This window comes from Pelotomaculum sp. PtaB.Bin117 (assembly GCF_002067195.1).
GTDB classification, from domain to species: Bacteria; Bacillota; Desulfotomaculia; order Desulfotomaculales; family Pelotomaculaceae; genus Pelotomaculum_D; species Pelotomaculum_D terephthalicicum.
In genome coordinates, this window is the sequence record NZ_MVQM01000099.1 from 30,082 (window position 1) to 48,535 (window position 18,454).

At 48.9% G+C, this 18,454-nt stretch carries 20 protein-coding genes; 4 read left to right on the forward strand and 16 right to left on the reverse strand.

The window, feature by feature from the left end:
• Positions 1–8 precede the first annotated feature (8 nt).
• Genes A4E54_RS06775 through flgB form a run of 10 tightly spaced genes read right to left on the reverse strand, consistent with a single transcriptional unit; the run spans position 9 to position 8,503 of the window.
• A complete protein-coding gene (locus tag A4E54_RS06775; protein WP_240083211.1) occupies positions 9–410 on the reverse strand; it encodes a flagellar hook assembly protein FlgD in 402 nt (133 codons plus the stop codon).
• A 16-nt stretch (positions 411–426) separates the two neighbouring features.
• Complete coding sequence (locus A4E54_RS06780) at positions 427–2,073, reverse strand: flagellar hook-length control protein FliK (protein ID WP_286725194.1); 1,647 nt, start codon at positions 2,071–2,073, stop codon at positions 427–429.
• A gap of 57 nt (positions 2,074–2,130) precedes the next feature.
• Entirely contained in the window at positions 2,131–2,571 is a 441-nt protein-coding gene (gene fliJ, locus A4E54_RS06785) for a flagellar export protein FliJ (protein WP_286725216.1), read from the reverse strand.
• Entirely contained in the window at positions 2,564–3,907 is a 1,344-nt protein-coding gene (gene fliI / locus A4E54_RS06790) for a flagellar protein export ATPase FliI (protein WP_240083214.1), read from the reverse strand. Before fliI ends, fliJ begins: the two co-directional genes overlap by 8 nt.
• A gap of 3 nt (positions 3,908–3,910) precedes the next feature.
• Positions 3,911–4,738, reverse strand: a complete 828-nt coding sequence (locus A4E54_RS06795) for a FliH/SctL family protein (protein ID WP_286725196.1) — start codon at positions 4,736–4,738, stop codon at positions 3,911–3,913.
• Positions 4,725–5,732, reverse strand: coding sequence for a flagellar motor switch protein FliG (gene fliG / locus A4E54_RS06800; protein ID WP_240083216.1), 1,008 nt, complete (start codon positions 5,730–5,732; stop codon positions 4,725–4,727). Before fliG ends, A4E54_RS06795 begins: the two co-directional genes overlap by 14 nt.
• Before the next feature lie 11 nt (positions 5,733–5,743).
• Complete coding sequence (fliF, locus tag A4E54_RS06805) at positions 5,744–7,288, reverse strand: flagellar basal-body MS-ring/collar protein FliF (protein ID WP_240083217.1); 1,545 nt, start codon at positions 7,286–7,288, stop codon at positions 5,744–5,746.
• Between the two features lie 50 nt (positions 7,289–7,338).
• Positions 7,339–7,632, reverse strand: coding sequence for a flagellar hook-basal body complex protein FliE (gene fliE, locus A4E54_RS06810; protein ID WP_240083218.1), 294 nt, complete (start codon positions 7,630–7,632; stop codon positions 7,339–7,341).
• Between the two features lie 15 nt (positions 7,633–7,647).
• The gene (flgC, locus tag A4E54_RS06815) at positions 7,648–8,094 is read right to left on the reverse strand and encodes a flagellar basal body rod protein FlgC (protein ID WP_240083219.1); all 447 of its coding nucleotides are present in this window, start codon (positions 8,092–8,094) and stop codon (positions 7,648–7,650) included.
• 4 nt (positions 8,095–8,098) lie between these two features.
• Positions 8,099–8,503 carry a flagellar basal body rod protein FlgB gene (gene flgB / locus A4E54_RS06820; RefSeq protein WP_240083220.1) on the reverse strand — a complete coding sequence of 135 codons (405 nt, stop codon included), beginning with the start codon at positions 8,501–8,503 and terminating at the stop codon, positions 8,099–8,101.
• Between the two features lie 770 nt (positions 8,504–9,273).
• Between flgB and A4E54_RS06825 the strand changes: the two genes are divergently transcribed.
• Complete coding sequence (locus A4E54_RS06825) at positions 9,274–9,669, forward strand: DUF8042 domain-containing protein (RefSeq protein ID WP_240083221.1); 396 nt, start codon at positions 9,274–9,276, stop codon at positions 9,667–9,669.
• Between the two features lie 55 nt (positions 9,670–9,724).
• Here A4E54_RS06825 and A4E54_RS06830 read toward each other — a convergent pair whose 3' ends face one another.
• Genes A4E54_RS06830 through A4E54_RS06855 form a run of 6 tightly spaced genes read right to left on the reverse strand, consistent with a single transcriptional unit; the run spans position 9,725 to position 15,788 of the window.
• Positions 9,725–10,789, reverse strand: a complete 1,065-nt coding sequence (locus tag A4E54_RS06830; RefSeq protein WP_240083222.1) for a nucleotidyltransferase family protein — start codon at positions 10,787–10,789, stop codon at positions 9,725–9,727.
• Between the two features lie 22 nt (positions 10,790–10,811).
• Positions 10,812–11,828: an N-acetylneuraminate synthase gene (gene neuB / locus A4E54_RS06835; protein ID WP_240083223.1), complete on the reverse strand. Its 1,017-nt coding sequence runs from the start codon at positions 11,826–11,828 to the stop codon at positions 10,812–10,814.
• Positions 11,822–13,021 carry a UDP-N-acetylglucosamine 2-epimerase gene (neuC, locus tag A4E54_RS06840; protein WP_240083224.1) on the reverse strand — a complete coding sequence of 400 codons (1,200 nt, stop codon included), beginning with the start codon at positions 13,019–13,021 and terminating at the stop codon, positions 11,822–11,824. Before neuC ends, neuB begins: the two co-directional genes overlap by 7 nt.
• 2 nt (positions 13,022–13,023) lie before the next feature.
• The gene (locus tag A4E54_RS06845) at positions 13,024–13,683 is read right to left on the reverse strand and encodes an acetyltransferase (protein ID WP_240083225.1); all 660 of its coding nucleotides are present in this window, start codon (positions 13,681–13,683) and stop codon (positions 13,024–13,026) included.
• Positions 13,684–13,688: 5 nt separating this feature from the next.
• A complete protein-coding gene (locus A4E54_RS06850; RefSeq protein ID WP_240083226.1) occupies positions 13,689–14,789 on the reverse strand; it encodes a LegC family aminotransferase in 1,101 nt (366 codons plus the stop codon).
• 21 nt (positions 14,790–14,810) lie between these two features.
• Positions 14,811–15,788: an NAD-dependent 4,6-dehydratase LegB gene (locus A4E54_RS06855; protein ID WP_240083227.1), complete on the reverse strand. Its 978-nt coding sequence runs from the start codon at positions 15,786–15,788 to the stop codon at positions 14,811–14,813.
• Positions 15,789–16,013: 225 nt separating this feature from the next.
• Here A4E54_RS06855 and A4E54_RS06860 point away from each other — a divergent pair, with 225 nt between their 5' ends.
• The 3 genes from A4E54_RS06860 to A4E54_RS06870 are packed head-to-tail and all read left to right on the forward strand — an operon-like array spanning position 16,014 to position 18,448.
• Positions 16,014–16,988 carry a Gfo/Idh/MocA family protein gene (locus A4E54_RS06860; protein WP_240083228.1) on the forward strand — a complete coding sequence of 325 codons (975 nt, stop codon included), beginning with the start codon at positions 16,014–16,016 and terminating at the stop codon, positions 16,986–16,988.
• A complete protein-coding gene (locus A4E54_RS06865; RefSeq protein ID WP_240083229.1) occupies positions 16,921–17,631 on the forward strand; it encodes an acylneuraminate cytidylyltransferase family protein in 711 nt (236 codons plus the stop codon). Before A4E54_RS06860 ends, A4E54_RS06865 begins: the two co-directional genes overlap by 68 nt.
• A complete protein-coding gene (locus A4E54_RS06870) occupies positions 17,621–18,448 on the forward strand; it encodes an SDR family oxidoreductase (protein ID WP_240083230.1) in 828 nt (275 codons plus the stop codon). Before A4E54_RS06865 ends, A4E54_RS06870 begins: the two co-directional genes overlap by 11 nt.
• Positions 18,449–18,454 lie beyond the last annotated feature (6 nt).

Below are 18,454 nucleotides of genomic sequence, written 5' to 3' on the forward strand. Positions count from 1 at the left end.
CACCACCTCTACTGTACTTCGGTCACTTGATCCAAACCGTAAGCCGTCCCGCTCACATAGACATTAACAACACCGTTTGTGACAGTAACTTTCTCCACCTGCCCGGAAATTTCATTGCCATCGGAAGTAATTTTTACCTGATGTCCAATAAGCGCCGACGCCTGACTCATTTCCTGCGAGAGTTTTAGTTGGGCGATTTCTTCATTCATATTTGTCAGTTGCTCAAGCATGGTAAATTGAGCCATCTGTGCTATAAATTCGCTTGTATCCTGCGGGCTGGTCGGGTCCTGGTTTTGCAGCTGGGTCACGAACAGCTGGAGAAACGCGTCCTTATCAAGAGTCTTTACCGGATCTCTCTTGCTGGCTTCCGCTGAATACGAGTAATCATTAGTAGTCGATGTGACTTCCACAATATCACCTCCTAAGTTATACTAAGTAGTTAACCTGCCAGGAACCCGTGCCGGTCCCGCCAGCCTGTGGGGATTCCGCAGGAATGTCACCGTCAATACGGTAGTTGCCGCTGCCGTAATGAACCGCGCCGCCCTCATTACTTCGCTCATAATAAAGATTTGAGCTGTCCTGGCTGCCGTTCCCGACGAACACAAACGCTTCATTCAGCTTCAGATCCTGCTGATCGAGAGAAACCCTCAACTGCTGCAGCGAACCTTCCAGAACCTCTTTCACGCTGTTATTCGCGGTGTAGAAGTGGGCGTTTAATTCACCTTTGTGGAAATACAGCTTGATTGTGAGCTGTCCCAGCTGTTCCGGCTCAAGTTTCAGCTGGACCTGGGTCTGCCGGTCGCCGCCGCTTGTGTTGTATATGTGCCTGATTTCCTGAAGCACCCTGTCCCTCAGGTCGGATAACGCAACCCCCTTCGCACTGTCCGTGGTGGAAACCTGCGCGGAAAATTGAGCTCTGGCATCCGCCGTATTGTTAGTCCCCAGCCCGTTGCCGGCCTCGACCTTTTCGGACGCAACCGCGTTGTTTATTATTACATTTTTACTCTCATCAGCGGTTTGCGCTCCTTTTGGCTTATCGTTCGGCAGCTTGTTTTCATTACCGCCCTGGTAGGCTAACTGCGCATTGCGCTGTTGTTCCGCTGACGCAACTCCGGACTGACTCCCGCCATCCGGTTTGAGCACGGCGTTTTCAGAAACCACCGTGACAGTTTTCTTTTCAGCGGTCAACCGGGAATCTTCCGCCGCTATCGTACCGGCAGCAACATTTTTCATCTCTCCCGCGTTAGCGCCGTTGACCGCCGGGTTCGCGTTTTTAATATTAGACACATCTTGAAGATTCTTTTCCATCCCGTCCTCAGCGGGGGTGCCGGCAGCATTAGCCGCTCCGGCCGCCTGCCCGGAAGGAACACTATTCGGCTGCATATCCTGAACAGCCGGATATTCTCCAGACGCTCCCAGGCTATTGGGGGCGTTAGCAGCTTGAGAAATCACCACAATTGTCGTTTTAGCCGCGTCCGCGGGTTGCTGTGCTGCGGCGGCGCTATTATCTCTCATTATTGCCTGGGCGTTTTGCCCTTCACCAGTCATCATACCTGTTTCAGGTGTTTCGAGCGGGATTCCTGCCGACACCGGCACGCCCGCCGACGCTGTCTCAACATTCGCCCCGAAAACAGGCTGGGTTTGTCCGGCAAGTCCCGTCGGTTGATCAACCGGTATCTCAGGCAGGGAAGCCGCCGGCATTATCTGGGTTGCATCCGGGAGCGTTCCCGGCACGGACGCCTGCCCTGTCTCACCGACTGTTAATTGTGCTCCCTGGCCGGTTACTTGTGGTTCCGGTTGTGAAAGAGCCGGTTGCATACTATCTTCCGGTAAATCATCGTTGACAATCAGCGGATCAACAAAAGCGTCCCTCCCGGTTCCGGAACTCACTTTATTGTCATCAGCATTGCCGGAATCATTCGCCGGCCGTCTTGTTTGGGCAGGCTGCTGACTGAGCAGCGCCATGACGGCAGCCATGGCCGTATCAAACCCTCCCGCGTCCGTCTGATTTCCAGAAAACGATCCGCCGCCTTTCGGTGGAACCGCTACGTTATTGACAACAGATACTTGCACTTTTTCACCTCCTTTCAAGAGATGGTCTATGATCAAAAAGGCTGTTATTAATTACCCCTAAATCTGTTTCTCCTGCCGCTGGTGAGCGTAGAGAGCCAGTTCGTCCACTTCTTTTTGCTCCCTGGCCGCGGTTTCGCGCTTGTAGTTCATTAAATGCTTATCTTTCAGCGTTTCGATGACCTGCCGCTCCTGTCTGGCCTGAACAGCCGCGTGGCGCTTATTCTCAACCACCAGGCCGGCATTGCTGACATCATTTTCTTGCACGCTGATTTTCTTGCTTAACGACGCCCTGTAGAAGGATAGATACTCGACTCCTAAAACGTCCACATCCGCTTCTTCCACCTCAAATGCCGCTTCCAGGCGCTGCCTGGTATTCTCCAAAAGAGCCAGGCGCCGGTTATACTCGTGATGGGCAACCGCCAGGGCCTGCTCCGCGGAAACTTCCTTCGCCGCCCGGTGCTGCAGCACCGGTTCAAGTTGAAAATGAAACTTAGCGATGTCGTGTCACCCCTTTTTGGGCTATTGCCTTCAGCCTTTCCAGTGTGTCGTCATAATCATTATGCTCGAGCATTCCCTGCCGCAAAAAATCAATTATACCCTGGTAGGAAGCGATGGCTTCGTCAACGCGCGGGTTTGAACCCGCCACGTAAGCCCCGATATTGATCAGATCTTCCGCCTGGCGGTAAGCCGCCAGCAGGTCACGCAGCTTCCCGGCCCGCGCCCGGTGTTCCTCCGAGGTAATGTCGGGCATCAAGCGGCTGACACTGTTCAGCACGTCCACCGCCGGGTAATGGTTGGCCGCGGCCAGCGAGCGGGACAGCACAATGTGCCCGTCCAGAATGCCGCGCACCGCGTCGGAAATCGGTTCATTCAAATCATCCCCGTCCACCAGCACCGTAAAAAAAGCCGTGATTGAGCCGGTGTCAGACATGCCCGGCCGCTCAAGCAGCCGGGGCAGCAGCGCGAACACTGAGGGAGTATAGCCTTTAGTCGCCGGCGGCTCCCCGATAGCCAGGCCGACCTCACGCTGGGCCATGGCAAACCTGGTCACCGAATCCATCATCAACAGCACGTCCTTGGCCTGATTCCGGAAATATTCGGCGATAGCGCAGGCGACAAAGGCGCCTTTCAGGCGCACCAGCGCAGGCTGCTCCGATGTAGCCACCACAACCACCGAGCGGGCCAAGCCCTCCGGGCCGAGGTCGGTCTCGATAAAATCCAGCACCTCCCGGCCGCGCTCGCCAATCAAGGCGATCACATTAACGTCGGCGCTGCCGTACCGCGAGATCATCCCCATTAAAGTACTCTTTCCGACCCCGCTGCCGGAGAATATGCCGATACGCTGCCCCCGGCCGCAGGTGAGAAACGCGTCCACCACCCGCACTCCGGTCGACAGCACCTCAGATATACGTCTTCTCTTGAGCGGGTTGGGCGGACGGTTGTCCACCGGGTATTCTTCAGTAAGCCCGTTCAGAGGACCCAGACCGTCCAGGGGATGACCCAGACCGTCCAAAACCCTGCCGAGCAGTTGTTCTCCTACTTTAACATAAAACGGCTTGCCCGTGGGAGTAACGCTGCATCCCTGGTAAATCCCCCTGAGCTCGCCAAGCGGCATCAGCAGCGTGCTTCCATCACGGAAACCGACCACTTCAGCCCTCACCGGCTCAGATTCACCCGGCACATTAATCCCGCAAACCTCTCCGATGGGAGAGTTGATTCCCTGCACTTCGACAGTGAGCCCGATTACACGGGTCACCCTGCCGGTCAGTCTAAGCAAATTGGCCTCTTTTACGCGAGACTTCCATACCGACAGGTCTATCGGAGCACTTTCCACAAATTAGCCCTCCTCGCCATAAAGCGCCTTCAGCAACGCTTCACGCCGCGTTTCCATAGTAGCGTCCACCCGTCCATTCTCAGTTTCAATCCGGCATCCGCCCGGCTGGATCGAAGCGTCGGCAATCACCTGAAACTCCGCTTTCGCCGGCAGAATACCTCTCATTTCTTCTTTTCTTTTTTCATACAGCGCCATTTCCGACGGGTTTATATACAGAACCACTTGGAGCCTGTCCGCTACCAGGCGAAGCGACTCCATGGCCACATTACAAACAATTTCCGGCTCAAGAGACAGCTGCGCCGACAAGATCCTTTCGGCTATTTCCCTGGCCAGGCTGATAATACTGCCTTCAAGCGACATCAGGGTCTGGCGGCGGCTCTCTTCCGCCTGATTCATAACATCCAGCGCCGCTGCCCGGATGGCTTCGCCTTCTTCCTTCGCCTTGGCCATCCCTTCCTGGAAGCCGTCCCGATATCCCTGGTCAAACGCGGTCTTGCGCGCGTCTTGCTTGATCTGCTCGCTTTCAAGCTCCGCTTGACGGTGAGCTTCCTGCTTGATCTTCTCGCCGTCAAGCCGGGCCTGTTTGATCATCTCATCCGCGGCCGCGCGGGCCGCGCTTAATGTTTCTTCGGCCTGCGCCAGGATTTCAGCGCTTAAATCCACATCATCCCCCGGCTTATTCTCCGGCGCCGCATGGTCTCCATTCCCGTTGCCGCTACCGTTGCCGCGGCCAAACCCGGGTTCTTCAACAATGTTGCACAACCTGAGCGGTAAAACATGTAAAAGGCTATCCCGCACTTCAGCGCTTTTGATAATTTTATACAAGTACATCCTCGCCACCCCGCGAGATAATAATTTCGCCGCTTTCGTCGAGCTTGCGGAGGATATTCACAATCTTCTGCTGCGCTTGCTCCACTTCTCTCAAGCGCACCGGCCCCATGAATTCGATTTCTTCTTTGAGCATTTCCGCCGCGCGCTTGGACAGGTTCTTGTAAATCCTGGTGTTCACATCCTCGCCGGCGCCGCGCATAGCCATGGCCAGGTCTTTTGAATTGACCTCCCGCAAAACTCTCTGAATGAAGTTGTCCGGGAGCATGATAATGTCTTCGAAAACAAGCATGCGTCTCTTGACTTCTTCCGCCAGCGCCGGGTCTTCTCTCTCCAGACCTTCTAAAACCACTTTTTCCGCGCTCCTGCCCACTCTGTTCAGAATATCCACCAGTGACTGGATACCGCCCACAATGGAATGGTCCTGCTGCACGACGGAAGAAATCTTTCTTTCCAATACAGCCTCGACATCTTTGATCACATCAGGAGTCAGGCGGTCGATAATAGCGACGCGCCTGGCTATATCGCTCTGCATGTCCGGCGGCATGGACGCCAGGATAACACCGGCCTGCTCCGGGGTAAGGTGGGCGAGAATAAGCGCCACAGTTTGCGGGTGCTCTTCACGGATGATGTTCAAAATAGATTTCGGATCGGCCTTGCGCAAGGCGTTGAAAGGAACCGCCTTCATTTCCTTGGTCAACTTGGATAGTATTTCAGAGGCTTTTTGTGCTCCGAGGGTTTTTTCAAGCAATTCCTTGGCGTAACCCATGCCACCGTGAATCAGGAACTCCCGCGCCCGGTGCAGTTCAAAAAACTCATCAAAAACAGCATACTTGATCTCAGGAGGCACTTTAATCATATTGGAAATTTCTTGAGTAAGCTGTTCAATTTCCGCATCCGCGAAACGTTGCTTCAAAACCTTGGCCGACAGGTCCGAACCCAGGGCGATCAACAGTATCGCTGCTTTTTGAATACCGGTCAGCTTGGAAAGCTGCAATTTGGTCCCTCCTAATCCCTCAACCAAAGTTTGAGAATCTCAGCAACGTCATCCGGTTTTTCGGAAGCCATTCTCCGGATCTGCTCTTGCTTGTCATCCCGGATTTCCTGCTCCGGTTCCTTCTCCAGGATGCCAACCGGAATAAAGGTTTCTTCTATTTCTTCTTGCTCTTCCATTTGCCTTTGCGCTTCGCGGCGCCGCTTCGCTATGTACATAACCAGTAAAATAAGCAGCGCAATCAAGATTATTGCGGCCACGGCGGCAATTATATAGAGCCGTTCCCTTTCCCTGGCGCTTTTTTCTTGAGCCGCCTCCGCTTCCATTTTTTTCTGGAGCGAATCGTCAAACGCCATACTGCTGACATTAATCTGATCGCCGCGACTTTCATCGTACCCGATGGCGGCGGCGACGGCATCCTTGATTTTCGTCACGTCCACCGGGCTTTCCGGGTTGTCATTCACCACCACCGCCGCCGACAGGCGCTTCACTCTGCCCGGCGCCGCGGACATTGTTTCTTCTTTTGAACTCACCTGATAATTGATGGTGTTCTCTTCCTTGCTGAAGTTGGACGAGTCGACGCTCTCTACAAAGGGAGTCGTGGTAATGTTGGAGTCGGTTCCAACCGCGCCGCCCGTCGTGCTGCCCTTCCCTGTTTCCTTGACGTTATGCTCGCTGACCTTCACATTGTCCGGATTTGTGCTGGTTGTGCTGGTGACTTGCTGCTTGCTGAAATCGAGATCAGCGGTAACCATCGCCACGGAATTATTCTGGCCGGTGATTTTGACAAGCATTTGCTGAATCCTTTTTTCCAGCTCTTTTTCATAATCACGCTGCAGCTTTTGCTGTTCCAGAGTAGTTTTAGTGAGCACCACATCCGGGTCACTTTTAACCTGCAAGTCTTCGCTTAAGACATTTCCCATGTTGTCGATAATATGAATATTTTCCGGCTTGAGCCCTTCCACGCTGCCCACAAAGAGATCGCTGATCCCCTGCACCTGCTCCGGTTTCAATTCGGCCCCGGGTTTTAACGTCAATGCCACCGAGGCTGTCGGAGTGCCCTGGTTGTCAACAAACACGCTTTTTTCGGGAAGCACCAGATGCACCCTGGCGTCCTGCACCCCGTCAAGGTGCAAAATTGTTCTAGTCAATTCTCCCTGCAGGGCCCGCTGGTAGTTTACCTGCTGGTCAAAATCGCTTTGCCCGAATTTATTCTGATCAAAAAGCTCAAACCCCTTGTTGTCGCCGCCCAGTACGCCAGTGCTGGCCAATTGGATCCTCGCTTCGTAAACCTGAGACTCCGGAACATTGATGGTTTGCCCCTGATCAGCAAGCTGGTAAGGAATCTTCAAAGTCTTTAACTCTTCTGCGATAGCTCCCGCTTCCTTCGGATCCAGTCCCGATAAAAGAGGCTCGTAATTAGGTCTTGCGGCAATCAGTCCAAGATAGATGAAGCATACCAAAACACCTACCGCAACCAGGACCGAGATTATTTTTTGATTTCGGTTTAAAGCCTGATATCTCTCCTTGACCATGGCTAAAGAGCCGCCTAGGTTCAATCAAACCACCTCAAACATCCAAATGAAACGCATTATGATTAAAAAAAGTACTATATCTGCATACGTGAGACTTCCTGATAAGCCTCAATCACCTTGTTTCTTACTTCAACCGCCAGCTGCATGGTCAAACTAGCTTCCTGCATGGCTATGGCAACCTGGTGAAAATCCTGAACCTCACCCGTGAGAAACTTTATCGTCAGATTGTCCGCGTTAACCTTGCTGTCATTCAATTTTTTCAGGGAGTTGTCCAGCATCTCGGCGAAAGAACTACCCCCGCTTTCCGGTTTATTCCCGGACCCCGCCGGTTGCACCGGTAAAGCCAGTCCTACGGGCGACACTTGCATTTGCCTGTCCTCCTTTTAACCGCGGCCTATTTCCAGCGCTTTCAAGGCCATATCCTTGGCGGCGTTCAGAGCCGTCACATTCGCCTCATAAGCCCTGGTGGCGGTAATCATATTGACCATTTCATTAACAACGTTAATATTCGGATAAGCTACATAGCCTCTTTCGTCCGCGTCAGGATGGGTAGGCTCATAGACCAGCCTGGGCGGGTTGTTGTCTTCCAGCACCTTGGTCACCCGCACGCCGGCGCCTTTGAAAAACGGCTGCGACGCGCCGGTTTCCTCTTCCTGCTTCAGTATCTGGGCGAACAAAGGAATCCTCCTGCGGTAAGGAGGGTTGCTCGGATCATCCGGCGTGCCGGTGGTATTCATATTCGCGATATTATTAGCGATCAAGTCCAGCCGCAATCTTTCCGCCGTAAGGCCAGAGGCGCTGATCGCAAAAGAACTGAAAAAGCCTGCCATTTATTTACCCCCTCCCCTTAATAACGTAACTCAAACCGGAATAACGGTCGCTCAGCTCTCTGGCGACCGCCTGGTATTGCATGCTGTTAGCGGCCAGATTGGCCATTTCCTCGTCAATATCAACGTTGTTGTCATCAGTGCGCATAGTGGTAGTTTTGTTAAGCAAAACCTCCGGCTTCAGTTCGGCCAAAGAAGTTTTCCCGCCAAAATGCCTGGGGTCAGTCCTGAGCATCTCGGCAGGCTCCTTGCTCAGAGCTTTTTTTAATAAACCGTCAAATTCCACAGAAGATTTTTTAAAACCCGGCGTATTTACGTTGGCAATATTATTAGCCATCACTCTCTGGCGCAGAGTACAGGCATCCAACTCTTTTACCAGGGCAACCATTACTTGGTTGGAAAAAAGATCCACCTGCAAACCTCCATATATAATGCCGAAAATTGGCATTATTTTTTTCTAGCTCATGGAAAATTTTTATAATATGAGGAACTACTTACCTAAAAATTATTTAGTGAATATTCTACATTAAAAAATTTTATCCTTCTAAAAAGGACAAAATAATACCAATTTTTTTAAATCTTTACGCACAAATTCCTTTTATTAAGACATTTTTGCCGCCGCCGCATACAATAAATACCAACTGTCATTTTATCTCATCGCTGCCATCTTTATGGTAAACAGTTACCATTCGCCTTATTAGTTGCCAGTCGATAATTTACGCCATAACCACCTAATATTTTTCCTTTTTTAACATCGTTCTCATCTTTTAGGTAATTTTCCCTAATTTTATCCTTCATACTTGTTATAGCAAATAAGGCGAAAGCACTAATTTTTTCTAGGACACAAGTCCTAGAATGCAATACTGTCAATGTTTATCGGCTGATATTTATTCTACTACGAACTACCCAGAATGAACAATTACTGCCAATTTTATATCAAAAATACTAATCTAGCAACCCAATTTGTCGATAAAAGTTATAACAAGCAATGAACTGCCGAAATACATTTCCACCGAAGGTTTATCAATAATTGATAGTCAATCAATTTAATGGAACATTCGAAATCAATACAAAGGAAATCTTATTTTTATGTCGAATATAGTTTAACAATAAGCCATTTTGAAAATTTTGTAAATTTACTGTAATATTACCTAGAAATAAGTCAGAAAGGGATGAGGATTAATGGATGACATCAAAGAGTTATCTGATGAGATTTTTGATTCCGCCATGGATTATCTGCCTCGCCTAATAGACGGATTATCCAGGGCGTCTGACCATTTTAAAAAAAATGAAAACCTGAATGGCTTTCAAATTTTAAGTGACGCAAATGAGGGTTTAACTTGGTTTAATGAAGTTGTCCTAGGACTGCCTGTTATACTTCCGCAGGGAGATAATGTGACAGATATCAAGACTAGCTGGCAGCCTTATATGGAAGCGCTCAATAGCATACTTGAATCAATAGAAAACAAAGACACTCACTCCGTAGGTCAATTGCTTGAAAATGAGATAGTCCCTTTCATCCGGCTAGTTTTTGAAAAAATAAGTAACCTCAAGCCAGGAACTCAATATACACAATAATAATTAATCTTTAAATATTAAATAAACCTTTCAGATATTAAATAAGGGTAATTTATCAGCCGCTCAATCCTATGTTGTTAAACATCTTTAATGTCATCTGGTATTCATCCCACTGCCCAATATCAAACCACTTGCCGTGATGCGGATAAATTCCCACGCTCATACCATGTGATTGAGCAGTTTCTATTAATTCCGGCATGTCTAAAGGAGTTTCTTTTTGAATATACGGCAATAAATATGGCTCTAATACGTAAATACCAGTGTTAACCAAAAAATGAAAGTTCGGTTTTTCATGTATCCAAAAGCGCTCTCCTTCCGAGTGTAAAACGCCATACGGAACCTCAAACTCCTTTAAAGCTCCGACTACGGTGATCGAATGCTGCCGTTCTTTGTGGTATTCAAGTAAATGACCGTAATCCAACTCGACAATAATGTCACAGTTAGTTAATATAAAAGTGCTGTCAACAAGACTACCGAGTAGTGAAAGGGCGCCTGCTGTTCCCAGAGGGCTTTTTTCCTGAACAAAATCCACGCTGTACGGGCGCCTGTCGTCATTAAAATAAAGACGAATTATTTCTCCTTTGTAACCCAGGCAGAGTATAAAATGACCAAAACCCTGGTGGTTAAACCTGTCCATAATCACTTCAATAATAGGCTTATCATGTAAAGGAATCATAGGCTTCGGCAGTATTTTTGTGAAAGGATCTAAACGCGTACCCTTTCCGCCGGCCATTATTACAACATTTTCCGACCTCTCCTCAACTTGATGTAAAAATAAATCCTGCCATATTAACAATTTAACAACCCGACCGTCGTCATCAACCAGTGGTACATGTCTAATACCGTTTTCAATCATCAATCTACGGGCAGAATCGAATGAAGAACCGATAGGAAGCACTTTAGGGCGGCTGTTCATTATTTTGGAGATAGGTTCACTTAAGTTAACCCCTTCTAGAAGCGCACGTCGCACATCACCGTCCGTTACAGTTCCGAGCAAGACGTCGCCATCATCGATAACAAGCAGTATCTGCCGGGCTGTGCGGTCCATTTGTGCAAGCGCGCTTACAATTTGCTCACCGGGTGATATATGAATTTCTTTTAGTGAATCTTCTCTTTTCATAATATTTGAATGCTCCTTGATTTCAAATCATATCCCAGGTTATAACCGAATCCTTCTGAATGTCCACTCTGGCAAACCGCCCAACAATGATATTTAACATATTCGGCGGAATGCCCGTGCCGGGACGTTTTACAGTAAGCTTATTTTCTGTAATGGTTTCTCCTGCAAAAATATCATCTGCCGCAACTAGACTTCTCCTGGCGTGCCGCATAATGTCCCTTTCACTCTCACTTGGCCTTTTACGACCGTCCCCCAGAGCTTTTTCGACATTGCGGATCGCCCTAACCATTGCTACCAGTTCATCAGGTTGCACTGAAGCCTTGTGGTCCGGCCCCTCCATCCCCCTGTCCAGCGTGAAATGTTTTTCAATCACACAAGCCCCGATTGCCGCCGCCGCTATCGCAGCTTCGATACCCTCAGTGTGGTCTGAATAACCAACCGGCAAGTTGAAGGCCCGGTGCAACGTGAGCATTGCCCGCAGGTTTACTTCCCTGAACGCGGCGGGGTAACTAGATGTGCAGTGCAGAAGAATAGTATCATCCTGTCCCGCTTGCCGCAGCACATCAAGAGCCTCCTCCACCTCACCTAACGATGCCATACCCGTTGATAATATTAGCTTTTTCTTCTTGCCTGCAATGTATTTTAAGAATGAGTGATTGGTTAAATCACCTGAGCTAATTTTAAAATAGGGCACTCCCAATTCATCTAAAAAATCCACGCTTGGGAAGTCAAACGGAGTAGACAAGAACACAATACCAAGCTGGCTGCAGAAAGCCGCCAGTTCCCGAAATTCCACACGGGTCATAGCCAGGCGTCTGAGCATTTCCAATTGCGTTTCATTGCGCGCCGGCATATTTGACCGCTGGTATGCCGCCCGGCAGGCACTCTTGGCAACGAGTTCTTCCGGATTAAACATTTGAAATTTTACCGCGTCAGCCCCCGCTTTCGCAGCCACTTCAACCAGGCTCTTGGCAGTATCCAGACAGCCGTTGTGGTTAACCCCGGCTTCAGCGATAATAAAGATCCTGTCTTTTAGCACTTCAAATAAGCCTCCTCTCCGGGAGAAGGGAAATCCAGTCTTTTATTCAATAGTCGCCGGTCTAACGAAACAGACTCTAGAACCGAAATAACTCGCTCGCTTACTTTCCCGTCACCATACGGATCGTATGGATTTTTCGTTTCCTTCAAATGACTGCGAAAATCTTCTTCATGCAAGGCTCTCCGCAGCCCGGCAACTATGGCGTCTTTGCGGCAAGATACGTCTATCACGCTTTCAGCCCGCAGGCGTCCCTTTTGCCGATCCCCTACGTTAACCGTGGGTACTTTAAATGAAGGGGCCTCAATTATCCCGCTGGACGAGTTGCCCACTACTGCCGCCGCGTTTTTCATCACTCCCAGGTAACCTCGCGAGCCAAGATTATTAAACAGCTTAACGCGGGGGTTTACCGCGGCATATTCTTCCCATACCTTGACAACCTCCAGGTATCCGACCTCTATCCCCGGATGGGTGATAACCTGCTGATACTCTGAAAATTCCTTCAGCGCGGCAATTAAGCTCTTTATCTGACCAATTGATTCTTTTTCTTTTGCTATTGTCTCTGGATGGTAGGTAATCAGTAATGTCGGTAGTTCCGGGTTAAAACCGAACTTGGCGTTTATATCCCGGATACCCATTACATTCCCGCAGCGGATGTTTTCCACAACCGGCGAACCTACAACGTGAATTCGCCATGCCTCCTCCCCCATTTGCCGCAAACACCGCCCGTACTCAAAGGCGCTGGGGAAGTGCAGGTGGGCCATCTTGGTTATGGCATGGCGCACTTGTTCGTCAAGAGCACCCTCAGTAGTTTCACCGCCACAAAGGTGCGCTACAGGCACACGGTGCATCAACGCGGCAACCAAAGGAATAAATAGCTCATAGCGGTCCCCCAGAAGGAGGATAATATCCGCCGGGTGACTAGTAAAATAACCACCGATCTCAATCAGTCCCAGGCCGACTGATTTAACCAGAGCGTCGGGGCTGTCGGAAAAAAGAACATTATCTATCAGACAATCAGGAGTAAACCCGTCATCCAATATTTCTTGCACCGTCAAGCCTTGGCCCGGCACTAGATGAGCACCGGCAACGATAAGGGACAAATCCAGCCGATTGGAATTTTTGATGCTTTTGATCACCGGCCTTAGCAAACCGTACTCGGCCCGCGTTGCCGTAAAGACTGCAACCCTGCGCACTGTTAAAACCTTTCTTCCATTTTTTTAATCACCCTGGCAGGATTCCCGGCCACCACGGTTAACGGCTCGACATCGTGGAGCACCACAGACCCGGCGCCTACCAAAGCTCCTTCACCAATGGTCAGTCCTTGAATTACCACCGCGTTGGCACCCACATGCGCTAAACGGCCCACTTTAACGCCACCGCATAACACAGCCCCTGGCGAAACATGCACATGCTCACTCAGTGAGCAATCATGCTCAACTATCGCACCTGAGTTGACAATTGTGTTACTGCCGATTTCCACACCAGGATTAATCACCACACTCCTAGCAACCAACACACCGTCTGCAAGACCAGTATCACCGGCTATAGCAGCGTCCGGGTGAATTAACGGCGGAAAGGAAAAACCGTAGGCGCGGACCTGCTCATACAGTTTGCACCGCAGTCTGTTATCTCCCACTGCGCCGACCCCGAGAGCCGCGAGTTTAACTCCCTGTCTGCGCAGGAAAGGCAGAACACTGTCATCCCCTAAATATTTTAAATCCCAGTTCGTGGCAGGCTGCCGCCTAACAGGACCAGTGTAACCAACTATTTCATAAACACCTGTTTTTTTAATTATTTCTAAGACCACAGTCGCATGTCCGCCGGCACCGATAACTACAACAGGGGATGCACCCAAAGAAATCACCCACCTAAAATTGCCCGGCCCACTTCATAGATATCTTCTTCCGTAAGAAAACTGGCACCCGGCAAATTAAGACCTCTTTCATGCAAATTTTCAGCTACAGGGCATTTTGCAAAACCGGCACTCGCAAAAGCAGGCTGTCGCGACAAGGGGGTAAAAAGAGGCCGCACCTGAATCCCCCTCGCAAGGAGCCGCCTGGCCACTTCCGCCCTATTCTCGCCAAAGTGCTCCCGGTCCATCAGCAATGAAAACAGCCACCAATTGCTTTTTGCTTCCCCAAGCTCTTTCTGCCAGCTCAAGCCAGTCACATCCTTGAACATTTCCCGGTAAAGAGCGGCATAGCGCCGCTTGTTTTTTAAAAACTCCGGCAACCGTTCCAACTGGGCTAAACCCAAAGCAGCCTGCAAATTATTCAACCTGAAATTATACCCAATTTCCTGATGTTCGTATTCGAAAATACCGGCTTCGCGGCCCTGATTGACCAGCAGACGCGCCCGGTTTGCCAGATCTGAGTTATTGGTAACCAGCATGCCGCCGCCGCCCGTGGTAATCACCTTGTTACCATTGAAGCTGAACACGCCCATATCCGCGATTGTACCCGCGCTTTTCCCCTTGCATGTGGCCCCTAAAGCTTCAGTGGCATCTTCAACAACCCTCAAATTATGATTGAACGCAACCTTCATCAAGGAAGTCATGTCGGCCGGATTGCCATATAAATGCACTGGAATAATCGCCCGGGTACGCGCGGTCAACGCCTTTTTCATTTTGTCCACGTCAATGTTCCATGTCGCCGGATCAACATCTACAATCACTGGAGTGGCGCCTACATAAAGCACAGGATTCACCGTGGCGATAAAAGTTAAGGCTGGTACAATCACTTCATCACCCGGACCTATGTCAAGAAGCCTGAGGGCGAGGTGGATAGCAGAAGTACCGTTCACTATCGCCACGGCAAACCGCGCGCCCACATAGACGGCAAAGCGCTCTTCAAATTCTGCTACCATCGGGCCAGCGGAAGAAACATAACCGCTTTCGAAAGCACGCATGACGTATTCTTTCTCCAGTTCGCCGATATTAGGAGCGTCTAACGGTATACGCATCAGTTATAACGCGCCTCCACTCTACACATTGTATAAGTCCGGCTTATACAGGTGGATATTTTCGCCTAGCCATTTGATTGTTTCAATCAACCCAAGCTCCAGATCATAACTAGGTTTCCATCCTGCAAGTTCCAGGGCTTTTTTATTATCGCACAAAAGGCGCTCCACTTCGCTTGCGCCCGGCCTTACCTTGGCTTCATCCTCGTTAACGATAATTTCCTTACCCATCAGATTTCCTATCAAAGCGACAAGCTCTTCAATGGAAATCTCCCTGCCGCTACCGACATTAACAACCTGTCCAATAGCATTATCCGACCTGCCTACAGTAATCATACCCAACACCGTGTCACGCACATAGTTCAAGTCGCGGGTGGGCTTAAGGTTACCCAAGCTAACCAACCCGCTTCCACTGATTGTTTGGGTAATAATAGTGGGGATGATCGCCCTTGCTGACTGGCGGGGACCAAAAGTATTAAACGGCCGGATAACAACCACCGGCAAGCCGAAAGAGCGGTAATAGCTCAGCGCCAACTGGTCGGCGCCGATTTTTGTTGCCGCGTAAGGAGATTGTGCCTGCAGGGGATGGCTCTCGTCAATAGGTACGTAACGCGCCGTGCCGTAAACCTCGGATGTGGAAGTGCACACAACGCGGCCAATGCCTTCTTCCCTGGCGCTCTGCAGAATATTATATGTACCTTCGACATTAGTTTTAATATAGGCAAGTGGCGACACATAAGAGTAAGGGATACCGATAAGCGCCGCAAGGTGAAATACGGTATCCATCCCTTTAACAGCTTGCCTTACACTGTCGTAATCACGTATATCACCCGTATACACTTCGATATCTTTTATACATGGCAACGTCTGCAGCCAACCCCAGTCATTCCGGGCGTTATATCTTACAAACGCTCTCACTTCATGACCCAGTCCCACCAATTTTTCGACGAGGTGGGAACCGATAAAACCACCTGCCCCGGTGACCAAAATCTTCTGTTTCATATTAATTTACTCCATTGATATATAAATACTGGTAAAAACATTGTAACATGATGTCTATTGCGGTATCAATTAGAAAATTTACTGTCGAAAAAAGGATTTATACCCAACCTGCCGAAATAAAAACATTGTCTTAAGTCTAATATCGATCAAGAAGTTTTGGGTTGATCTTAATTTATAGTCCAAAGAATCGATATTATTTATAGAGGTAAAACAGGGGAAATGATTATGAGAGTACTAGTCATCGGTTATGGTTCAATCGGCTCAAAACATGTTAAAGTGCTAAAGAATCTAGGGTGCAGGGTAGCTGTAGTCAGCCAGTATGATATAGACTATGGCATCAAATATGAACATATAGATCGGGCCATTAACACTGAAAAACCTGACTACATCGTCATTGCAAATAAAACATGCGATCATTCTCAAACACTTATTTACATAGCTGAGCTTGGTTTTCAAGGGATAGTTTTGGTGGAAAAACCTTTATTCAACTCTCTTAAAGAACCCCCTCCGAATAATTTTCAGGCAATTTTTGTGGCGTATAATTTGAGGTTTCATCCGGTAATGCAAAGATTATATAACTTATTAAAAAATGAAAAAATATTGTTTGCGCAAGCCTACTGTGGACAATACCTGCCATTATGGCGCCCTCAGTCGGACTACAGGTTAAGTTATTCCGCCAGTAAAGCGGCAGGCGGTGGAGTCCTCAGAGACCTGAGCCATGAACTGGATTATCTTAACTGGATTTTAAGCGGTTGGCAAAAGTTAACCGCACTAGGTGGGCATTTCAGCCACCTGCAAATAGACAGTGATGATATTTTCTCCATCCTGTTCGAAATGAGCAGGTGTCCGGTAGCTGCTGTTCACATAAATTACCTCGACCGCGTTACCCGGCGGGAAATCCTTGTCAATACCGATAATTGTACTATTATAGCAGACCTGGCCAACAGCATTTTGGAAATTAATGGAACAAGAGACTACTTCGAAACAGATGAAAATATTACCTATCGTTTACAACATCAAGCAATATTGAACGGAGATTTTAGTTGCCTGTGCAGCATTGAAGAAGGGTTGGCTATAATAGAAATGATTGAAGCGATAGAACAGTCCGTTGCAGAAAAGGAGTGGATTACAAATGATAAGGCTCTGCACCATATGCGCCAGGGCCGGGTCGAAAGGAATTACGAACAAAAACATCCGTAAGTTATCAGGCAAACCACTTATTGCACACAGCATCATCCAGGCGCGCTCATCAGGTCTTTTTGACGCTATAGCTGTCAGTAGTGATGCTGATAACATTCTCCAAGTAGCCAAGGATTGGGGAGCCGACTATTTAATAAAAAGGCCTCCGGAATTGGCTACGGATCAAGCACCGAAGATACCGGCTATCAGGCACTGCATTTTGGAAGTAGAAAAACTTAGCAGGCGAGTTTATGATGTCATAGTTGAATTAGACGCAACCTCGCCATTGAGAACACCGGATGATATTGTGGAAGCTGTCAGGTTGCTGGAAGAAAAGAAGGTTTCCAACGTGATCACCGGCGCACCTGCCCGCCGCTCTCCTTATTTTAATCTGGTCGAAATAAACGAAAGCGGGACAGCGGTTCTGTCAAAAACACTGCCAAATCCGGTCTTCCGCAGGCAAGATGCGCCAAAATGCTATGATATGAATGCATCAATTTATGTCTGGAAAAGGGACACATTAATTGCTAATGATACAGTATTTTTCAAAGATACACAACTTTATGTGATGCCAATAGAACGTTCTGTTGACATTGATTCCGAACTCGATTTTGAGTTGGTAAAATTGCTAATTGAAAAGAGAAGACCGCATTATGATGAATAAAACCTATTCAGAACTATTTAGTCTAAAAGGTAAAACCGCCGTAGTTACAGGTGGAATTGGCATTCTGGGAAAACATTTTTGTTCCGGACTGGCTGAGTTCGGCGCAAATGTCGCGGTGGTCGACCTGGATGAAAAAGCAGCCGGTGAATTCGCCGCGGAGTTGGCAAAAAAATATGGTATTAAAGCAACCGGCTTGGGTTGCGACGTTTCTGCGCCGGAGTCTGTAAACATAATGGTATCAAAAGTTGTTGAAACATTTGGAGAAATCAATATTTTGCATAATAACGCGGCCGGTAAATCAACTGACCTTAACGCCTATTTCGCGCCCACCACTGAATACTCGCCGGCTGAGTGGCGCAGGATCATGTCAGTAAACATGGACGGCATGTTTTTAGTAGCTCAAGCCACGGGCAGGCAGATGATCGCTCAAGGCAAGGGTGGCACGATTATCCAGACAGCTTCGATCTATGGCGTCATGGGACCCGATCACCGGATTTATGAAGGCTCATATTACCTGAACCGCGAAATCAACACCCCGGCGGTATACGCCGCCTCCAAAGCGGCAGTCATCGGGCTGACGAAATACCTCGCCACCCTGTGGGCTGACATGGGTATCAGAGTGAACACAATTACGCCAGGTGGCGTTGAGAGCGGGCAAAACGATATATTTAAAAAAAATTATTCCACTCGCGTTCCCCTGGGGCGGATGGCCCAACCTCAGGAAATGGTCGGAGCGTTGATATACCTCGCTTCAGACGCCTCCAGTTACGTAACCGGCCAGAATGTCATCGTGGACGGAGGTCTTAGTGCATGGTAACAAGTA